This window comes from Sporichthyaceae bacterium (assembly GCA_036269075.1).
In the GTDB taxonomy this organism is placed as follows: domain Bacteria; phylum Actinomycetota; class Actinomycetes; order Sporichthyales; family Sporichthyaceae; genus DASQPJ01.
In genome coordinates, this window is the sequence record DATASX010000002.1 from 40,157 (window position 1) to 58,002 (window position 17,846).

Here is a 17,846-nt window from a genome sequence, read left to right on the forward strand (position 1 = left end):
GTCAGGAGCATTTCGCGGGCATGTGTCCAGGTTCCCTGCGCCGATCGGTGGCAAGCCGGAATAGCGCCGTACCCCGCCGGCATTCAGTCTCTGCGCCGGTCGCCCGGCTGCCCGGAATCGACGGAGGCAGGTCGCCGTGTACGCAATGGACGCAGCGGAGTTCGAGCTCGAGGTCGCCCGGGTTCTGGAGAACTTGCCGCCGGCGCTGAGCGAACGGATCGCGAACGTGGCGTTCGGCGTCGAGGACGGCTTCGGGCGGCCGAATCTGCTCGGTCTCTACGAGGGGATCCCGCTCACCCGCCGGGGCATGCAGTACGCCTTCGCGCTCCCGGACCGGATCACGATCTACCGCTACCCGATTCTCGTGCGGTGTTCGACCTACGAGGATGTGTTGCGGCGCGTCGAGATCGTCGTCAAGCACGAGATCGGGCACTACTTCGGCCTCAGCGACGCACGACTGCACGAGCTCGGTTGGGCCTGACTACGCGTCACTCAGGATCGGTGGGCGGCCAGGGTGGGCGGGCCGCCTGCGGCGGGGCCGGGCCGGTCGTGCCGGTCGGTGGGGATCCGGTAGGTGATCAACACCTGGCCGTCGCCACGCTCCGTGCCCATGGAGAGTTCGATCGACCCGAGCCGCGCGACAGCCGGTGCCAGGGCCGCGGTCGCGGCGAACCCGCTGCCACCGCCGCCGCCCCCGCCGAGCGTCGCGCCCGACGAGCCGCCGCTGCCCCCGGCGTAGCCGCCGCCGCCACCACCGGCGCCGATCGGACCTTCGGCGGGGTTGCCGGAGTGCCGGATGCTGTTGAGGGTGCCGTATCCACCCTCGCCGCCGTAGCCACCGAACCGCTCGTCGTATCCGCTGTGGCCGTCCAGGCCGGTGACCCGCGTCAGACCGGCCCCGCCGGAGGGCCCCATTGCGCCGATGCCGCCCTTGCCGAAGTCGTCGCCGCTGCCGTTTCCGCCGCGCTCGCCGCCGCCGGGTCCGCCGCCGGCCTTGGCCGCCGCAGCCGAGTCCATGGCACCGCCGGCGCCGCCACCGCCACCGGCGACCAGGATGCGGGATGCCCAGTCGGTGCCGTCGAATCGCACGCTCGAGGAACCGCCGCCGCCACCACCGCCAACTGTTCCGGCGCCGCCCTTGCCGCCCCCGTTGACTCCGCCGACGCCCTGCTTCAGGCCCTCGGCATTCTCGCCCCGGCCGCCGATCAGAATGCGCAGCACGTCACCGGCGATGACGGGGAAATCGGCCGCGACCGAGCCGCCGGCCCCGCCTTTGGGAGCGTGCACCCTGGGGTTGATCGTGCCGCCGTCGCCACCGGCCGCGCCGAGGGCCGCGATGTGCACGTCGGTCACTCCGACCGGGACGCGGAACACGTAGTTGGTGACCTTGGGGTTGTCGTAGGCACATGTGACGGTGCCGGGCGTACTGGGGGCGCCACAGTTGCCCGACGTCTCCGCGGCGGACGCGGGAAGAGCCGTACCCGCCAGCACGAGGGAGATGGCCGCGGCCGGGACCGTCGCCCGGAACATGTGCCGCGCGGTACGCGCGGACACCGCGCGGCTTGCGCCGATAATTGGATTCGCCGACATCTGCCCGCTGCTCTCGTTTGGCCTTAGGGACCCGAACCGACAGCGTCATTCTTGCCGCTGCCGGCATCCCTCAAACGGATTTGTGGCCCGGCTCACCTGTCCGTCGAGGCTGCGTGAAGCCCGCGCGTCGGGGAGGTTTCAGCGGCCTTCGGCCGGGTTTCAGCGGCGTCTCGCTTTCGTCACGAAGCTGCTGCCGCTACCGGATCCAAGGCGTCGGCGAGGGTGGGGAAGGGGGCAACGGTGCGATCCAGGCCGGTGGCTCGCAGCGGGACTGTCACAGCCCGGTTGTCGCCGACCACGACCCGCAGTCGCTTCCCCAAGGCCCGGGCCTGGCCGCGGGCCTCGACCAGCGCCGTCAGCCCGTGCGCGGTGAACCACGTGACGCCGGTCAGGTCGACCACGACCGACGGGTTCGCGCCGCAGGTCAGCGCGTCGCTCAGAGCGCGGCGCAGGAGGTCCACCGTGTCGATGTCCACCTCGCCGGCGACCGTGAGCACGCACGGACTGCCGTCGGCGCCGACACTGATGCGCAGTCGTGCGTCCTCGATTGCCACGTAGGGAGCAACGGCGCGAGTGCGGCGTTCGTTCCCGGAACACGCCGGGTAGTGCAGCGCACGGCATTGAATTCGCCTCACCGACGTTTGCCGGCCACCCGTTCCTCGAACTGGCTGAAGCGGATCACCACTCGTCGATGCACCCCGCCACCGATCTCGTCCACACCGTCGTGGCCGGACACCTCGAACTCGAGTTTGCGACGCTCGACCTTCGTGAGCAGCGCGTTCACCGTCACGGTGAGACCCGGTGGCGTTGCGGCGGTGTGGCTGAAGTCGACGTGTACGCCGAGGGTCCGCTCGTCCTCGTCGAGATGTGGGGCCACGAGCTCGGTGCACGCCCACTCGAACAGTCCGACCATGTAGGCGGTGGCGAACACCTTGGGCAGCGAGGCGAGCACTGTCGCCTCGGGGAACAGCATCGGGACGGTGTTCGACTCGGGCACGACGTAGGTGAGTGTATGGGTCAGCCCGGGGCGCAGCGAATCCTTCACGGGCGGATCTCGCACAGCACGCTGCCCTGATCGACCGGATCGCCGACGGCAACCGTGAGTCCGGCGACCACCCCGGCTCGGCGCGTGCGGACGGGGTTCTCCATCTTCATCGCCTCGCAAACGGCAATCAGGTCGCCGATCGCCACGACGTCGCCGTCCTTGACCGCGACCGCCACAATCGTGCCGCGCATCGGCGCGATCACCGTCGGGCCGTCCGCGCTTGCCGCGCCGCCGGCCCGCAGGTCGGCGGAGTCGGCGCGGATCTGCTCGGCCCGCGCGCCGACCTCGGCCAGCCCCGGCAGGGCCACCGGCATCAATCGCCGGCCGACCCGGACCGAGACCGTCGTGGGGTCCGGCGCCGCCCCCGGGACCGCCAGGTCGGATTCGACCCATCGGGTGTGCACCCGGAACGGCTCCCCGGCGAAGTCCGGGTGCTGGACGATGCTGCGGTACAGCTCGATCGGCGTCGGGACCCCGGTCACGACGGTCTCCCCGAGCACACGATGCGCGCGCCGCAGCGTGGTGGCACGGTCGGGTCCCGAGACGATCAACTTGGCGAACATCGAGTCGTAACGGGCCTCGACTGCATCGCCGGGTTCGACCCCGGCATCGCAGCGCACCCCCGGGCCCAGCGGGACGGCGAAGGCGGTGAGCGTGCCCGGTGACGGGACGAAGTTCGCGGCCGGATCCTCGGCCGGCAGCCGGAACTCGACCGCATGACAGGTCGCGGGTACGTCAGCCTCGCTGACCAACGCGGCCCCGGCGGCCAGCCGGAACTGCTCGGCGACCAGGTCCACCCCGGTGCTCGCCTCGGTGACCGGGTGCTCCACCTGCAGCCGGGTATTGACCTCCAGGAACGCGACCGAGCCGTCGGCCCCGACCAGGAACTCCACCGTCCCGGCGTTGCGATAGCCCGCCGATCGACACAATGCCCGGGCCGCCGCACTCAACCGCTCCGGGACCCCGGCAGGCAGCGTCGGCGGCGGGGCCTCCTCGATCAGCTTCTGGTTCCGGCGCTGCACCGAGCAGTCCCGCAGGCCCACGACCACGACCCGACCGGCGTCGTCGGCCAGGACCTGCGCCTCCACGTGCCGAGCCCCGTCCAGGAACCGCTCCACGAAACACTCACCGCGCCCGAAAGCGGCGGTGGCCTCCCGGCCCGCGGCGGCGAAGGCCTCCGGGATCTCGGCGAGTTCGCGCACCACCCGCAGGCCCCGACCGCCCCCGCCGAACGCCGCCTTGATCAGCAGCGGCAGCCCGTGGGCAGCGGCGAAGGCCGCCACCTCGGCCACGTCGCTCACCGGCGTAGTGGTCCCCGGCGCCATCGGAACCCCTGCTGCGGCGGCGATCTGACGCGCCGTCACCTTGTCGCCGAGGTTCCGGATCACCGCGGGCGGGGGACCGATCCAGGTCAGGCCTGCCGCGAGCACCGCGGCGGCGAAGTCCGCGTTCTCGGCCAGGAATCCGTAACCGGGGTGCACGGACTGCGCGCCGCTGCGCACCGCGGCAGTCACCAGTGCTTCGATGTCCAGGTAGTCGCCGACCTCGTGGGCCTCGTCAGCGCGGCGGACGTGCAGGGCACCGGCGTCCACCACGGTGTGCACGGCGATGCCACGCAGACCGGCGTCGTTCGCGGCACGCAGGATCCGCACGGCGATCTCGCCCCGGTTGGCGATCAGGACCGAACCCAGCGGCTCGACCGGATCGGTGGTCAGCACGGTCACCGGGCGAACTCCTCGCTGTGCAGAGCCGGCAGCACGGTTTCAGCCACCAGTTCGACGAGCGACTCCGCCGCCCCGTCCGGGCAGGCCGGCGCGATCAAGACGGTCCGCACGCCTGCCGCGGCGTACTCGCCGAGCCGTTGCATGACCCGTTCCGGCGAACCGAGCACCAGGTAGCGATCGGCCACCGGGGTCATGTCCTGCTGGTAGAGCCGGCTCAGCGTGGCGATGCCGTCGCGCCTCGCCCTGGCGTCGTCGGGGTCGACGTGGGTCCAGGCGAAGTACGCGCCGGCGACCGCATCGGGCTTGCGGCCGGCGGCCTGCGCGGCCTCGCTCACCTCGGCCAGGCTCGCCGCGACCTGTCGGGGCTCCATCAGGTACGGCATCCAGACATCGGCGAACCGTCCGGCCCGCCGCACCGCGGCCGGCTTGCGGCCACCGACCCACAGCGGCGGACCGGGACGTTGCACGGGCGGCGGGTCCAGTCGGTCGTTCTCGATGGTGACGAAGCGGCCTTCGTGGGTCACACGCTCTCCGGTGAACAGCTTGGCGAGCACCTCCAACGTCTCGTCGGTGTAAGCACCGCGATGCCGCGGATCCACGCCGCAGGCGCGCAATTCCGACGGGTACTCCCCGCCGACGCCGACCCCCAACTCGAAGCGGCCGCCGGTGACCGCGTCGAGCGTGGCGGCCATCTTGGCCAGCAACGCGGCCGGGTAGGTCGGCACGAGGGTCAACGCCGAGAGCAGTCGGATGCGTTCGGTAGCTCCACCTGCGGCGGCCAGGGCGACCATCGCGTTCGGGACCGCCCCGTGGAAGAAGACGTGCTCGCCGGAGGCGAACAGGTCGTAGTCCAACTCCTCGGCCCGGCGGGCCAGTGCCGGGATGCGGTCGAAGGGCAGACCCAACGGCACGGCCAGTCCAACCCTCATGACCCGTCCTCCCCGAAGCCTGCCCGCGCCAGCACCCGCTGTGCCATCCGGACGTGGACGCCGTCGACCATCGCACCGTCGACCACGGCCACGCCGGCGGCGCCCGCGGCCAGCACCGCTCGGGCGTGCTCGACCTCCGCCGCCGATGGGGTGAAGACCTCGCGGGCCACGACGACCTGGTCCGGGTGCAGGCAGACCTTCCCCACATAGCCGAGATCGCGCCCGGCCGCCGCGTCGACCCGGAAAGCCGTCAGGTCGCGGACTGCGACCACCGCCTGGTCCACCGCTGCCAGGCCACTCAGCGCGGCCGCCAACAGGACCTGACTACGCGCGAACAACACCTCCTGGCCGCCCGGGCTGCGTCGCCCACCGACGTCGGCGGCGAAGTCCTCGGCTCCGAAGTAGACCGCGTCCGGCCCGGCGGCCAGCAGCGGCCGGGCGTCCGCGACCCCCAGCGCGGTCTCCAACCCGACCAGCACCACCGCGTCAGCAGGCAGTTCGGCGCGCAGCGCAGCCAACTCCTCGGTGTGCTCGTACCTGGGCAGGACCACCCCGTCCAACGCCCCGGCCTCGATCAGCCGCAGACTCGCGGCCAGGTCGGCGGTATGCCACTGCGAGCCGGTCGGGTTGACCCGGGCCAGCACGGTCGACACCTCCGGGCGACCGGCGGGCAACGTTTCGAGCACCTGCAACCGCGCGGCGTTCTTCTCCGGCGCCGCGACCGCATCCTCGAGGTCGACGATCACGACGTCGGGAAGGCTGCGCGCGGACTTCGCGATCATCTCGGGCCGATTACCCGGCACGAACAGGACGCTGCGCCACTGCCGGGGTGGGTTGCTCGTCAAACCGCGCTCCGCCGGTGGATCAGACCCGTGCGGCGAGCACTGCAGACCACTTCGCCGCGCTGGTTGGTAGCCCGATGCTCGAAGACCACGACACCGGCATCGGGCCGGGACTTCGACTCGCGCATCGACACGACCTCGCTGGAGACCCGGATCGTGTCGCCGTGGAACACCGGGGCCGGGAACACGATGTCGCTCATCCCCAGTTGCGCGACGATCGTGCCGAGGGTCAGCTCGGGCACCGAGAGCCCGACGACGAGGGCCAGAGTGAACATCGAGTTGACCAACGGCTGCCCGAACTCCGTCCCGGCCGCGTACTCGTGGTCCAGGTGCAGCGGCGCCGGGTTCATCGTCATGGTCGTGAACAACACGTTGTCGGTCTCGGTGACGGTGCGCCGGGTGGCGTGCTCGACGACCTGACCGACCGTCAGATCCTCGAAGTACTGACCAGCCATCAGCTGTGCTCCCCGGCGACGACCCCGGCCACCACTTCCAGGACCCCCGGGTCCTCCATCGCGGAGGTGTCGCCCGTCGGCTTGCCGTGCACGATCAGGTCGCGCAACAGGCGGCGCATCGTCTTGCCGGTCCGGGTTTTCGGCAGCACCGGGGTGATGTGGATCGCCGCCGGCCGCGCGTAGGCGCCCATCTCGGCGACGATGTGCTCGCCGATCTGTTCGCGCGCCTTCTCCGGTTCGACTCCGGCGGCCAGCGTGACGAATGCGATCGGCACGGTGCCCTTGGTCGGGTCGGGCACCCCGACCACCGCGGCCTCGACCACCGAGGGATGCGCTGTGACAACGGCCTCGATCTCCATCGTGGAGATCCGGTGCGCGGCGACGTTGATGACGTCATCGACCCGGCCGAGCACCCAGAGGTGGCCGTCCTCGTCGAGCACCGCCTCGTCGTTGGTGGCATAACGGCCCGGAAAGCGGGAGAAGTAGGCCTGTCGGTAGCGCGCCGGGTCGTCCCAGACCGTGCGGCACATGGTCGGGAACGGCGTGGTCAGCACCAGGTTCCCCTTGGTGCCGGGCGGGACCGGAGTGCCGTTGTCGTCGAGGATCTCGAAGGCGTGGCCGGGCACCGCGGTCGCCAGCGATCCGGCCTTGAGCGGCTCGACCCCGTACACCGGGTAGGCCCAGGTCGATCCGGTCTCGGTCTGTCCGTAGGCGTTGACGACCGGAACGTCGAAGGTCCGCGTGGTCCACTCGAAGGTGTCCCCGTCGAGCGGCTCGCCCTGCATGGTGATCAGCTTCAGGTTCAGCGGATGCGCGGCGGCCAAGTCGTCGCCGGACTTGCGGAGCATGCGGAACAGCGTCGGGGCGCCGAGCACCTTGGTGACCTTGTGCCGCTCGCAGATCTCGTAGAACCGGCTGGGGCTCGGGGTGTCCAACGCACCTTCGAAGCAGCAGATCGTCATGCCGCAGGCCAGTCCGCCGATCACGCCCTGGATGGGGAAGGTCAGCCAGCCGACGTCGGCGGCCACCCAGTAGACGTCGCCCGGTTCCCAACCCACCTGCCAGTGCGCGTTCGCCCAGGTCCCCAGCAGGAAGCCGCCGGTCGAGTGGACCACGCCCTTGGGCCGGGACTCGGTGCCCGAGGTGAAGATCAGGAACGCCGGGTCGTTCGGGTCCATGGGCAGCGGCGCGACGCCGCCCCGCCCGGCCGCAACGACGTCGGCGTAGGCGACCTCGCCGGGCTCCAACGGGACGGCTTGCCCGGTGCGGTCCACCACGACGGTCGTCGTCAACGTCGGGATGCGCGGGCGCGCCGCGCGCAGGTTCTCCAGCAGCGGGACCGCGCGACCGCGGCGGTACACCGCGTCGGCGACGATCACGACCTTGGCCCGCGCGGTCTGCAGCCGGGAGACCACGGCGTCGGCGCCGAAGCCCGCGAACAGCACCGTGTAGATCGCGCCGATCCGGTTGCAGGCGTGGATGGCGGTGAAGGCCTCGACCAGGTTGGTCAGGTACAGGCCGACGACGTCGCCCTGCCCGACTCCGAGGTCGACCAGTCCGGCGGCCAACTCCGAGACCTCGTCGCGCAGTTGCCGATAGGTGACCGTGCGGGTGTCGCCCGGTTCGCCCTCCCAGATGATCGCGGCCCGGTCGGCGGTGGCCGGGTCCTGCGCCCACCGGTCGACGCAGTTGTCGGCGACGTTGATCCGCCCGCCCTCGAAGTAACGGAAGTCGTCGATCCTGCCGGTGCGGACTTCCCGGTAGGGCGTCATCCACCGTTGCTGCGCGGCGACCCACTCCCAGTACCGGTCCGGGTCGTCCCACGCGCGCACCTTCGCGAGTTGCGCGACCCGGTCGGCGCGCACCCAGTCCGGACGCAACGGCAGCAGGGGACCTCCCGGCAGGTGGGCGTCGGACATCATCGGCTCCTTCTGGTGTCAGACCGGGGAGTTGATCCGGTGCCGGCGTCCTGGCGAGCGACTCCAGCCGGCGGCATCGGCCAGGCGGGTGATCAGTTCGGCGCGTAGGTCGCCGGGGGCCACGACGGCGTCGAGCACCAGTTCGCTGCCCATGCGCAGCAGGTTGATGTCGGCGCGTTGTTCGGCGGTGCGGGCCGCGATGAACTCGGCACGTTCGGCCGGGTCGTCGATCGCGGCGATCTTGTTGGCATAGACCGCGTTGACCGACGCCTCCGGGCCCATCGGGCCGATCGTCGCGGTGGGCAGGGCCAGGGTGGCTCGCGGCTCGAAGCCCGGCGCGCACATCGCGTAGTTCCCCGCCGCGTAGGACTTGCGCAGCACGATGCTGAACTTCGGTACTTCGGCCGAGGACATCGCGGCGATCATCTTCGCGCCGTGCCGGATGATCCCGGCTCGTTCGACCGCCACCCCGACCATGAATCCCGGCACGTCGTGCAGGAACAGCAGCGGGATGTTGTAGGCGTCGCACATCGTGATGAACCGCGCGGCCTTGTCGGCGGAGTCGACGAAGATGGCCCCGCTGCGCACCGCGGGCTGGTTGGCCACCAGGCCCACCACCCCACCGTCGAGCCGGGCCAACCCGACCACGATCTCCTGCGCCCACCGGGCCTTTATCTCGAAGAACGACCCGGCGTCGACGATCGTCTCGACGACGTCGCGCACGTCGTAGGAGCTGTTGGGGTCGGCCGGCACCATCGCGTCGGTCAGCACCCGCTCGGGCGGTCGGCCGGGCGCCGCGGCCGGGGCGCGGTCGAAGTCGTCGGGCAGGTAGGACAAGAGCAGTCGCGCCGCCGCGATCGCCTCCCAGTCCGAGCCGAACACCTCGTCGGCGCAGCCGGAGACCGAGGCGTGCATGATCGCGCCGCCCATCTCCTCCAACGTGGTGATCTCGCCGGTGACCTTCTCCGCGACCCGCGGGCTGGCCAAGTACATCGAGCCGTTGCCCTCGACCATCCCGACCCAGTCGCAGAACGCGGGCAGGTACGCGCCGCCGGCGGCCGAGGGACCGTGCAGCACGCAGAGCTGCGGCACCCGACCGGACAGCCGCACCTGCAGATGGAAGATGGCCGAGGCGCCCCGGCGGCCCGGGAAGAAGCCCATCTGGTCTGTCAATCGGCCACCCGCGGAGTCGACCAGGTACATGACCGGCATGGGGTCGCGGTCGACCCGTTCCAGCAGGCGGATCTGCTTCTCGCAGGTCAGCCGGCCCCAGGAGCCCGCCTTCACCGCGTAGTCGCTGGCCAGCACTGCGACGCGGCGTCCGTCGATGCGGCCGATGCCGGTGATCACCCCGTCGGCCGGCAGGGCCTCGTCGGTCGCGGCGGCCAACAGGCCGTCCTCGGTGAACGAGCCGGGATCGACGAGCAAGGCGATGCGTTCGCGCACCGGCAGTTTCGTCGGCCAGCGCGCCGGGTCGCCGCCGGCCCGGGCCCGCGCCGTCGCGTCTGCCAGCTGGTCGGCCACGGTCAACGCGCCAGGTCCTTGGTCAGGATCTCCAGCTGGATCTCGTCGGTGCCGCCGCCGATGCGCAGGATCCGCGCGTCGCGATAGTGCCGCGCCACCGCGGTCTCCTCCACGAAGCCCGCACCGCCGAACAACTGGACGGCGTCGTCCACGATGCGATTGGCCGCGATCGCCGCCAGGAACTTGGCCTGGGCGACCGTCTTCAACGCCTCCGGGTGGTTGGCGTCCAGCCGGGCCGCCGACTGCCAGACCAGCAACCGGGCAGACTCCAGCTCGATCTCCATCATCGCCAGCTTGTGCCGGATGGTCTGAAGCTGGGTCAGCGGGGCGCCGAAGGCCTCCCGCTGTGCGGTGTAGGCCTTTGCCAGGTCCAGGCACTCCGCGGCGTGGCCCAGCCCCATCGCACCCAACGAGATCCGCTCGAGCTGGAAGCCCTCCATGATCTGTTGGAACCCGCGGCCCTCGGTGCCGAGCACGGCGTCGGCCGGGAGGGCCAGATCGTCGAGCAGCACCTCGCGGGTGTCCGAGGAGTGCCAGCCCATCTTGCGCAGCGGCGAGCCGAAGGACAGGCCCGGCGTGCCCTTCTCGACGAGGAACAGCGTCACCCCGTCGTGCCGTCCGGTCCCGGTCCGCGCGGCGACGATGGTCACGTCGGCCAGGCCGGCGTTAGTGATGAACATCTTGCGGCCGTTGAGCACCCAGCCCGCGGCGGTGCGCCGCGCGGTAGTGGTCAGGCCGGCGACGTCGGAGCCGGTGTCGGGCTCGGTGACCGCGATCGCCGAGACCGCCTCACCCGCGCAGATCGGGGCGAGCCACCGCTGCTGCTGGGCCGCCGAGCCGTTGCGGACCAGGTGCGGGCCGGCCATGTAGGCGCTGACCAATGCCGTCACCGCGATGCCGCCGGAGGCCCGGGCCAGCTCCTCGGAGAGCACCGCCACCGCCAGCGAATCGCCCTCGGTGCCACCGTGCTCGGCGGGCGTGCACAACCCGAGCAGGCCGGCGGCGCCCAGGCGCTTCCACAGGTCGGCGGGGAACGTGCCGCTGATCTCCGCCTCGTCGACCAACGGGCGGATCTCCCGGTCGGTGAATGCCCGACAGGTCTTGCGGAATGCGACGTGTTCCTCGCTCAATTCCCAACTCATGCGGGCCCGCTTCCGTCGGGGTCGCGTCCCGGTCGTGCCGAACGCGTCGAGGCGGGCAGTTTAACCTGGACTAACTCCGAGGTTCGGCCGGGTCGAGCCCGACCAGGCGTCGGCGTGGAGCACACCGGTCGCGACGTAGCGGGCGAGCAGTCGGTGCACGTGTTTGCGGTCCGCGGCCTCCGGTCGGGCGCACAGACCGACATGTACGAAGGTCAGCCAGGCGACCAGCTCGGCACGGTCGGTGCCGGCCGGGAGTTCGCCGCGTTCCTCGATGCGGTCGAGAACCGGGTCCCAGAACTCGTGCTGCACCTGCGCGACGCGTTCGGAGTTGTCGATCACCGCGGCGGCAGCACCGAAGTCGGCCGGGTTGAGCAGAATCTTGATGTGACCGGACTTGCGGGCCGAGGCCAGCAACGCCAGTTCGGCCTCGACCAGCAGCTCTGCCGAGGGCAGGTCCAGGTCCAGGCCGCGCCGGGCCCTGGTGTTCACCCGGCGGGCCTCGTCGAAGATCACCTCGGCGATGAGCACGGTCTTGTTGGTGAAGTAGTTGTAGACGGTCTTGCGGGAGACCCCGGCCGCCTGCGCCACGTCGTCCATCGTGGTCCGCCGCAGCCCGTACCGGGCGAAGCACGCCACGGCGGCCTTGAAGATGCGGCCGCGCTCGGCGGCGAGTTCGACGGTCGTCATCCCGACCGAGCCTACCGGGAAGGCGAGCCGTTCAGCCTCTTACACATTCTACGAACAATGTGTAACGTGCAGGCCATGGCGAGCGACCCTCTCGACACGCTGGGCGGACCGGACACGTTCTGGACCCGGGTCAACGCCGCCGAGGCGCTGCCCGGGGTGATCACCCCGTTGACGTGGACGTTCTACGCGCGCGCCTCCGAGGTCAGCGTCCGCACCGCGTTCGCCGAGCTGGGGGTGCTGCGCCGTGCCGAGATCGGCTGGCCGCGCGATCCGGACCAGCGCTTCATCGGCGTCTTCCACGGCCGGGCGGCGATCAACCTCGACCAGTTCCGGGCGATGGCCGACCGCAGCCCGGGGCAGTCGGGGGATGCCCTCGAGCGCGAGTTCTTCGGCACCGTGCGGCCCGGCGTCACCTCGGCGCCGATGCGCCGGCGTTACCCGGTGGTGGCGGTCCGGACGCCGCGGGCCGCACGCAGCGTGAACCGTCGGCTGCTGGCGCTGCAGGGCGAGGCGGACGCGTGGTGGCGGCAGGTCGTGGCGCGGCCGTCGGGCGACCCGGCCGGGGCCCGTGCGGTGCTGCGGCAGGCCGCCGAGCTGTACACCCGCGTGATGGTCCCGCACACGATCGGCACCATGCTCGCGCCGGCGCTGTTCAGTGCGCTCGCCCAGGTGGCCACGGCAGCGGGACATCCGGGTTTGGAGCTGCGCCTGGTGACCGGCCAGTCGATCCACGAGACGGCGTGGCTGGATCAGCTGTGGCAGATCGCGCACGGGCAGGGCGAGCTCGCGACATTCGTCGCCGACCACGGCTATCACGGGCCGGACGAGGGTGAGCTGTCCGCGCATCCGTGGCGGGAGGACGACACGCCGCTGCGTGCCATGGCGGAACGGTTCCGGACCATGCCCGCACAGGCCGCCCCGGCCGCGGTCGAACGTCGCCGCGCCGCGGAGGCCGCGCAAGCGCAGCGCATTCTGCTCGCCGCCCTTCCGGCTGTGCGCCGGCCCGGTGCGCACCTGCTGCTGCGCCTGGTTCGGCATTTCGTGCCGCTGCGGGAAACCGGACGCTCGTCGTTCCTCCGGGCGGTGGACGGGGGCCGCCTGGCCGCGCGCAGCCTCGGTGCGAGCCTGCACGCCGACGGACTTCTCAAGGATCCCGAGGACGTCTTCTTCCTGACGATGGCGGAACTGACCGGCCCGCTGCCGGTCGACGCGATCGAGTTGGTGCAGGAGCGGCGGGCTCGGTTCGAGGAGTACCGGACACAGCGCCTGCCGGACGCCTGGACCGGCCGGCCCGAGCCACTGCCGACATCTGACGATCCGTCAGCCGGCCCGGTCGAGTTGTCCGGCTTCGCCGTCAGCCCCGGCGTGGTCGAAGGACCGGCGCGCGTGATCGAGCGCGCCGAGGCGCTCGACGAGCTGGAGCCGGGAGAGATTTTGGTCTGCCCGCTCACCGATCCGAGTTGGTCGCTGGGCTTCGTCGTCGCCGCCGGCCTGGCAATCGACGTGGGCGGTCCGCTGTCCCACGGCGCGATCGTCGCCCGCGAACTGGGCGTCCCCTGCGTCATCAACACCCGGGACGGCAGCCGACTGCTGCGGACCGGCGACCGAGTGCGGCTGGACGGCGGCGCCGGGACCGTCACCCGAATCTGATGACCGCGAAGGAGCAGCCGTGGAGAACCCGTACGAGGTCGACCCGAACGAGGACTACACCCACGCGATTGCCGACGGCGTCGAACTGTGGAGCGAGAACTACTTCTTCCAGTTCTACGACCCGGCCCAGCAGGTGGGCCTGTGGACCCACCTGGGCCGGATGCCGCACGACCCCACGATCTGGCGTTCCTTGGTCACCGCGTTCCTGCCCGGCGGCGAGGTCCTGGTCGGCAAGGCCTACGGCCCGGGTCCGGAGCCGGCCGGGCGCAGTGGTCCGTCGAACGGGACGCTGGCGTTTCGCTGCGACCGGCCGCTGACCGACTGGACCGTCTCGGGGGAGGCGCTGGTGCGCCGCACCTCGCTCGAGCAACTCGCCGGCGGACTGCACACCGACGGGCCGGTGATCCCGTTGTCGTTCCGGTACGAGTTCGAGGCCCTGACCCCGATCTGGGACCTCGGCGCGGCGACGATGTCCGGCCAGTCGTGGGCGCTGACGCATTACGAGCAACCCGGCCTGGTGGTGGGCCAGGTGCGCTGCGGGGATCGGTCCTGGGCGGTCGCCGGGGCAGGCATCCGCGACCACAGCTACGGGCCGCGCGACTTCGCGCACTTCCGTCGGGGTTCCTGGGTGCACGCCGAGTTCCCCAGCGGGCGCGTGTTCGTGGCCCTGCGGATGTGGAGCAACGACGACCGGGTCGCGCTGGACAGCGCATTCATCTGTGAGGACGGCAAACTGCGCGAGGCCACCCCCGTCGACATGCCGACGCTGGAGAGCGCGGTGGCCGAGCCACGGCGTGGCCTCGTCCGCCTCGACGACGGCGGCCGCGCGGTCGAGGTCGAGTTCGAGGTGCTCACCGCAAAGACCATGACGCTGGCCGAGCCGAACGAGCCGCTGTACGGGGCCGACCGCGCCGATCCCGGAGTCAAGATCCTCAACGACGCGATCGTGCGCTGCCGGTGGGACGGCGAGGTGGGCTACGGCCTCTGCGAGCGCAGCCGACGTATCGAGGACCTGAGCACCCGCTGAGGGTGCGGCTCTACCGACGGAGGTGGCGATGCCTGCGGTGCTCGGCGACGCGATCGCCCGCCGAAGGTTGGCGGCCCTCGGTCTGGTGCTGGCGCTGTTGACCGGTTGCGGCGGTAGCCGCATCGACCACGCCGCCGTCGTCGCGGCCGGCAACGGGTACGAACCCGGGGCCGCGCAGGCGGAGACCCAGGGCGCGGCAGCGGCTGCGCCCAGCGGCTCGCCGGCCGTGGTGGCCGCCCCGGCCGGCGCCGGCGTCGCGGCCCGCACTGTCGCGGTTCCCGGCGTGCCGACGCCCGCGGCGCGATCCGGCGCCCGGCCGGGCGCGGTCGCCGGCACCAAGGCGGTGACCGCAGGCACCGCAAGTGCCGCGCAGCAGCCTGCGGCAATCGCGGTCGACGCGTCGTGCCCGCAGCAACTCGCCCCGGTGGTGCTCGGGCAGACACTGGCCTCATCAGGACTGGTGGGCGCGGCCATCGGCGGCCTGCGCGGCGGTTTGGCGGTGTGGACCAAGGACATCAACGCCCGCGGCGGGTTGGCGTGCCATCCGGTGCGGCTGATCCAACTCGACGACGCCTCGGACCCGGCTCGGGTCAGCGCGAACTGGAACTCGATCGTCCACGACCGCGGTGCGGTCGCGGTCGTCGGCGCGGGGGCGCCGATCGCCATCGCCGCCCTGCGGACCGCGGCCGAGCGCGACAAGGTGCCCGTGGTCGGCGGCGACATCACCGCCGAGGACTGGGTCCAGAGCCCCTACCTGTTCCCGACCGGCGGTGCTCCGCTCACCTCTTACGACGGCGGCGTGATCGAGGCGACCAAGCAGACACCGGGCACCCGCAAGGCCGGTCTCCTGTACTGCGTCGAGGCGTCGATCTGTACCGGGCTGAAGAACAACTACCCGAAGAGCGTCGAACGGGCCGGCGCCGAACCCGGCCCGATCCAGGCGGTCTCGCTGATCCAGTCGGACTACACGTTCGAGTGCCAGAAGATGAAGGAAGCCGGGGTCACCACGCTCTTCCTCGGGCTGGACGGCTCGGCCAGCGTGCGTGCTGTTCGGTCCTGCGCGTCACTGAACTACTTCCCGGCCATCTCGATGGGTGCGATCGGGTTGTCCGCGGCCGCCTCCGTCGATCCCGGGTTGCGTCGCAACCGGACTTTTCTGGGCAGCGGCCTGGTGCCCTACACCACCACCGACACCGCGGGAATTCAGGCCTTTCACGCGGCCACGGCGCGCTACGCCCCGTCCGCCCCCGAGGACCAGCAGACGTTGCTCGGCTGGGCCGCCGGCAAGCTCCTCGAGGCCGCGGTGGCAAAAGTCGCGGCCCAGGCCCGCGCCGGGACCATCACCACCGCGATGGTCCTCGACGGGCTGTGGCAGTTGACGAACGAGAAGCTCCAGGGGCTGAGCCCGGGCGCCACCTTCACCAAGGGTTCCCCGGCCAAGGCTGTCGACTGCTACTACGGCCTGCGCCTGGACGAGAAGGGTTTCGCCGCCGTCGACGGCAGCCGACCCGTGTGCTTCGGTCCGGACCGGAAGTTGGCGCACCCCTAGGCTGAGCGCATGACCAGCTACGGCGGCCACGGTGTCCCGCCCGATCAGCAGACGGCCAGCGCGGCGACGATGCGCGCCACCGCGAACCTGCACGGCCTGCCGAGCGATGCCGAACGCTCGCGCACCTTGGTGGCAGGCAAGGCATTCGGATCGCTGGCCACCTTGAGCACCGAGGTCCCGGGCTACCCGTTCGGGTCCTTGGTCGGCTATGCCGTCGACGACCGGGGTCGGCCGCTGCTGTGCCTGTCCGGCCTGGCCGAGCACTCCCGCAACATGGCCGCCGACCCGCGCGCCTCACTGCTGATCACCGAGCACGAGGGCGGTGAGAACCTGCTCGCCCTCGGCCGGGTCACGCTGATCGGGCAGACGCACAAGGTCGGGGAAGACGAGCGCCAGGACTGCCTCGACCAGTACCTCGCCGCGCACCCCACAGCGTTCTACGCCACGTTCCACGACTTCGCCGTGTATCGCCTCGAAGTCACCGACGTCCGATACGTCGGCGGATTCGGCCGGATGAGCTGGGTCAGCGCCGAGGACTATCGGACCGCCGAACCCGATCCGCTCACTGCCGTCGCGGACGGGGTCGTCCGGCACATGAACGACGACCACGCCGACGCACTGCTCGACTACTGCCGGGTCTTCGGCGGACTGGAGCCGTCCGGCGCCGAACTGACCGGCGTCGACCGCTACGGCATGGACGTGCTCGCCACCGTCGGTGCTGACAAGCAATCCGTCCGCGTCGGCTTCCTCGAACGCGCCGACAACACCGACGCGGTGCGACAACAGACCATCGCGCTGCTGCGCGAGGCCCGGACCCGGCTCGAGGCCTGACGCCGGGCGGGGCCAACCAAGTGCGCTCAGGAAGTTGCTGCGGCCAGTGCGTCGAACTCCGCCGGGCTCAGTTCGATCTGCGCGGCCGCGATGTTCTCCTCGACGTGCTCGACGCTGGAGGTGCCCGGGATCGGCAGCATGACCGGCGAGCGGTGCAGCAACCAGGCCAATGCCAGCTGCGACGGCGACGAACCGTGCTGGTGCGCGATCTCGGCCAGCGGGCCGCCCGGCTTGCTCAGTTCGCCGGTGGCCAGCGGGAACCACGGGATGAAGCCGATGTCGTGGCTCCCACAGTGGTCCAGCAACGCCTCGGCACTTCGGTCGGACAGGTTGTAGAGGTTCTGCACGGTCGCGATGGTCGCCGTCCGCTGCGCCTCGAGCAGGTCGTCGACCGAGATCTCCGACAGCCCGATGTGGCCGATCTTGCCCTCCTGCTGCAGCGCCTTCAGCTCGCCCACGGACTCGGCGACGGGAACCTGCGGATCGATGCGGTGCAGTTGGTAGAGGGGGATCTGCTCCAGGCCGAGGTGACGCAGGCTCATCTCGCACTGCTGACGCAGGTACTCCGGGCGCCCGACAGGCTTCCAGATGCTCGGCCCGTGCCGCGTCAACCCGGCCTTGGTCGCGATCACCAGGTCCTCCGGGTACGGGTGCAGCGCCTTGCGGATCAACTCCTCGGACACGACCGGCCCGTAGGAGTCGGCAGTGTCGATGAAGTTCACGCCCAGTTCGACCGCACGACGCAGGACGCGCATCGCTTCGGCCGGGTCGGCCGGATCGCCCCACACGCCGGGGCCGGTGATCTGCATGGCGCCGTAGCCCAGGCGGACGACAGGCAGAGTGCCGCCGATGCGGAACTCCCCGGCGGCGCGGGCGGAGGTGGTGGACGTGGTGGACGTGGTGGACGTGGTCATGCTTGCTCCTCGGGCGTC

At 71.2% G+C, this 17,846-nt stretch carries 17 protein-coding genes; 5 read left to right on the top strand and 12 right to left on the bottom strand.

What is annotated here, in order from left to right:
• Positions 1–145 precede the first annotated feature (145 nt).
• Complete coding sequence (locus VHU88_00195; protein ID HEX3610080.1) at positions 146–481, top strand: metallopeptidase family protein; 336 nt, start codon at positions 146–148, stop codon at positions 479–481.
• An 11-nt stretch (positions 482–492) separates the two neighbouring features.
• Here the strand turns inward: VHU88_00195 and VHU88_00200 are convergent, their stop codons facing one another.
• The 11 genes from VHU88_00200 to VHU88_00250 all read right to left on the bottom strand — a co-directional run bounded on the left by VHU88_00200 (position 493) and on the right by VHU88_00250 (position 11,857).
• Complete coding sequence (locus VHU88_00200; protein ID HEX3610081.1) at positions 493–1,554, bottom strand: glycine-rich protein; 1,062 nt, start codon at positions 1,552–1,554, stop codon at positions 493–495.
• 215 nt (positions 1,555–1,769) lie between these two features.
• Positions 1,770–2,144, bottom strand: a complete 375-nt coding sequence (locus VHU88_00205; protein ID HEX3610082.1) for an STAS domain-containing protein — start codon at positions 2,142–2,144, stop codon at positions 1,770–1,772.
• Between the two features lie 77 nt (positions 2,145–2,221).
• A complete protein-coding gene (locus VHU88_00210; GenBank protein ID HEX3610083.1) occupies positions 2,222–2,635 on the bottom strand; it encodes a thioesterase family protein in 414 nt (137 codons plus the stop codon).
• Complete coding sequence (locus VHU88_00215; GenBank protein ID HEX3610084.1) at positions 2,632–4,359, bottom strand: biotin carboxylase N-terminal domain-containing protein; 1,728 nt, start codon at positions 4,357–4,359, stop codon at positions 2,632–2,634. The genes VHU88_00210 and VHU88_00215 overlap by 4 nt, the downstream gene beginning before the upstream one ends.
• Positions 4,356–5,288: an LLM class flavin-dependent oxidoreductase gene (locus VHU88_00220; GenBank protein ID HEX3610085.1), complete on the bottom strand. Its 933-nt coding sequence runs from the start codon at positions 5,286–5,288 to the stop codon at positions 4,356–4,358. The genes VHU88_00215 and VHU88_00220 overlap by 4 nt, the downstream gene beginning before the upstream one ends.
• Complete coding sequence (locus VHU88_00225) at positions 5,285–6,133, bottom strand: CoA ester lyase (protein HEX3610086.1); 849 nt, start codon at positions 6,131–6,133, stop codon at positions 5,285–5,287. The genes VHU88_00220 and VHU88_00225 overlap by 4 nt, the downstream gene beginning before the upstream one ends.
• Positions 6,130–6,585, bottom strand: coding sequence for a MaoC family dehydratase (locus tag VHU88_00230; GenBank protein HEX3610087.1), 456 nt, complete (start codon positions 6,583–6,585; stop codon positions 6,130–6,132). Before VHU88_00230 ends, VHU88_00225 begins: the two co-directional genes overlap by 4 nt.
• On the bottom strand, positions 6,585–8,504 hold the full coding sequence (locus tag VHU88_00235) for an AMP-binding protein (GenBank protein ID HEX3610088.1): 1,920 nt from the start codon (positions 8,502–8,504) through the stop codon (positions 6,585–6,587). The genes VHU88_00230 and VHU88_00235 overlap by 1 nt, the downstream gene beginning before the upstream one ends.
• Before the next feature lie 18 nt (positions 8,505–8,522).
• On the bottom strand, positions 8,523–10,028 hold the full coding sequence (locus VHU88_00240; protein HEX3610089.1) for an acyl-CoA carboxylase subunit beta: 1,506 nt from the start codon (positions 10,026–10,028) through the stop codon (positions 8,523–8,525).
• A 2-nt stretch (positions 10,029–10,030) separates the two neighbouring features.
• A complete protein-coding gene (locus tag VHU88_00245; protein HEX3610090.1) occupies positions 10,031–11,158 on the bottom strand; it encodes an acyl-CoA dehydrogenase family protein in 1,128 nt (375 codons plus the stop codon).
• A gap of 72 nt (positions 11,159–11,230) precedes the next feature.
• Complete coding sequence (locus tag VHU88_00250) at positions 11,231–11,857, bottom strand: helix-turn-helix domain-containing protein (GenBank protein ID HEX3610091.1); 627 nt, start codon at positions 11,855–11,857, stop codon at positions 11,231–11,233.
• Between the two features lie 75 nt (positions 11,858–11,932).
• On the opposite strand from VHU88_00250, the gene VHU88_00255 reads away from it, so the two are divergent.
• The 4 genes from VHU88_00255 to VHU88_00270 are packed head-to-tail and all read left to right on the top strand — an operon-like array spanning position 11,933 to position 16,914.
• Entirely contained in the window at positions 11,933–13,507 is a 1,575-nt protein-coding gene (locus tag VHU88_00255; GenBank protein HEX3610092.1) for a PEP-utilizing enzyme, read from the top strand.
• Between the two features lie 19 nt (positions 13,508–13,526).
• Complete coding sequence (locus VHU88_00260; GenBank protein ID HEX3610093.1) at positions 13,527–14,534, top strand: hypothetical protein; 1,008 nt, start codon at positions 13,527–13,529, stop codon at positions 14,532–14,534.
• 28 nt (positions 14,535–14,562) lie between these two features.
• On the top strand, positions 14,563–16,083 hold the full coding sequence (locus VHU88_00265; GenBank protein ID HEX3610094.1) for an ABC transporter substrate-binding protein: 1,521 nt from the start codon (positions 14,563–14,565) through the stop codon (positions 16,081–16,083).
• 9 nt (positions 16,084–16,092) lie between these two features.
• Positions 16,093–16,914 carry a DUF2470 domain-containing protein gene (locus VHU88_00270; GenBank protein HEX3610095.1) on the top strand — a complete coding sequence of 274 codons (822 nt, stop codon included), beginning with the start codon at positions 16,093–16,095 and terminating at the stop codon, positions 16,912–16,914.
• Between the two features lie 26 nt (positions 16,915–16,940).
• Here the strand turns inward: VHU88_00270 and VHU88_00275 are convergent, their stop codons facing one another.
• Positions 16,941–17,828 carry an aldo/keto reductase gene (locus VHU88_00275; GenBank protein HEX3610096.1) on the bottom strand — a complete coding sequence of 296 codons (888 nt, stop codon included), beginning with the start codon at positions 17,826–17,828 and terminating at the stop codon, positions 16,941–16,943.
• Positions 17,829–17,846 lie beyond the last annotated feature (18 nt).

Coding starts and splice junctions, on each gene's coding strand:
- VHU88_00250 (HEX3610091.1), bottom strand. CDS start 11,857: ATGACGACCGTCGAACTCGCCGCCGAGCGCGGCCGCATCTTCAAGGCC.
- VHU88_00275 (HEX3610096.1), bottom strand. CDS start 17,828: ATGACCACGTCCACCACGTCCACCACGTCCACCACCTCCGCCCGCGCC.
- VHU88_00235 (HEX3610088.1), bottom strand. CDS start 8,504: ATGTCCGACGCCCACCTGCCGGGAGGTCCCCTGCTGCCGTTGCGTCCG.
- VHU88_00265 (HEX3610094.1), top strand. CDS start 14,563: ATGCCTGCGGTGCTCGGCGACGCGATCGCCCGCCGAAGGTTGGCGGCC.
- VHU88_00270 (HEX3610095.1), top strand. CDS start 16,093: ATGACCAGCTACGGCGGCCACGGTGTCCCGCCCGATCAGCAGACGGCC.
- VHU88_00220 (HEX3610085.1), bottom strand. CDS start 5,288: ATGAGGGTTGGACTGGCCGTGCCGTTGGGTCTGCCCTTCGACCGCATC.
- VHU88_00195 (HEX3610080.1), top strand. CDS start 146: ATGGACGCAGCGGAGTTCGAGCTCGAGGTCGCCCGGGTTCTGGAGAAC.
- VHU88_00255 (HEX3610092.1), top strand. CDS start 11,933: ATGGCGAGCGACCCTCTCGACACGCTGGGCGGACCGGACACGTTCTGG.
- VHU88_00230 (HEX3610087.1), bottom strand. CDS start 6,585: ATGGCTGGTCAGTACTTCGAGGATCTGACGGTCGGTCAGGTCGTCGAG.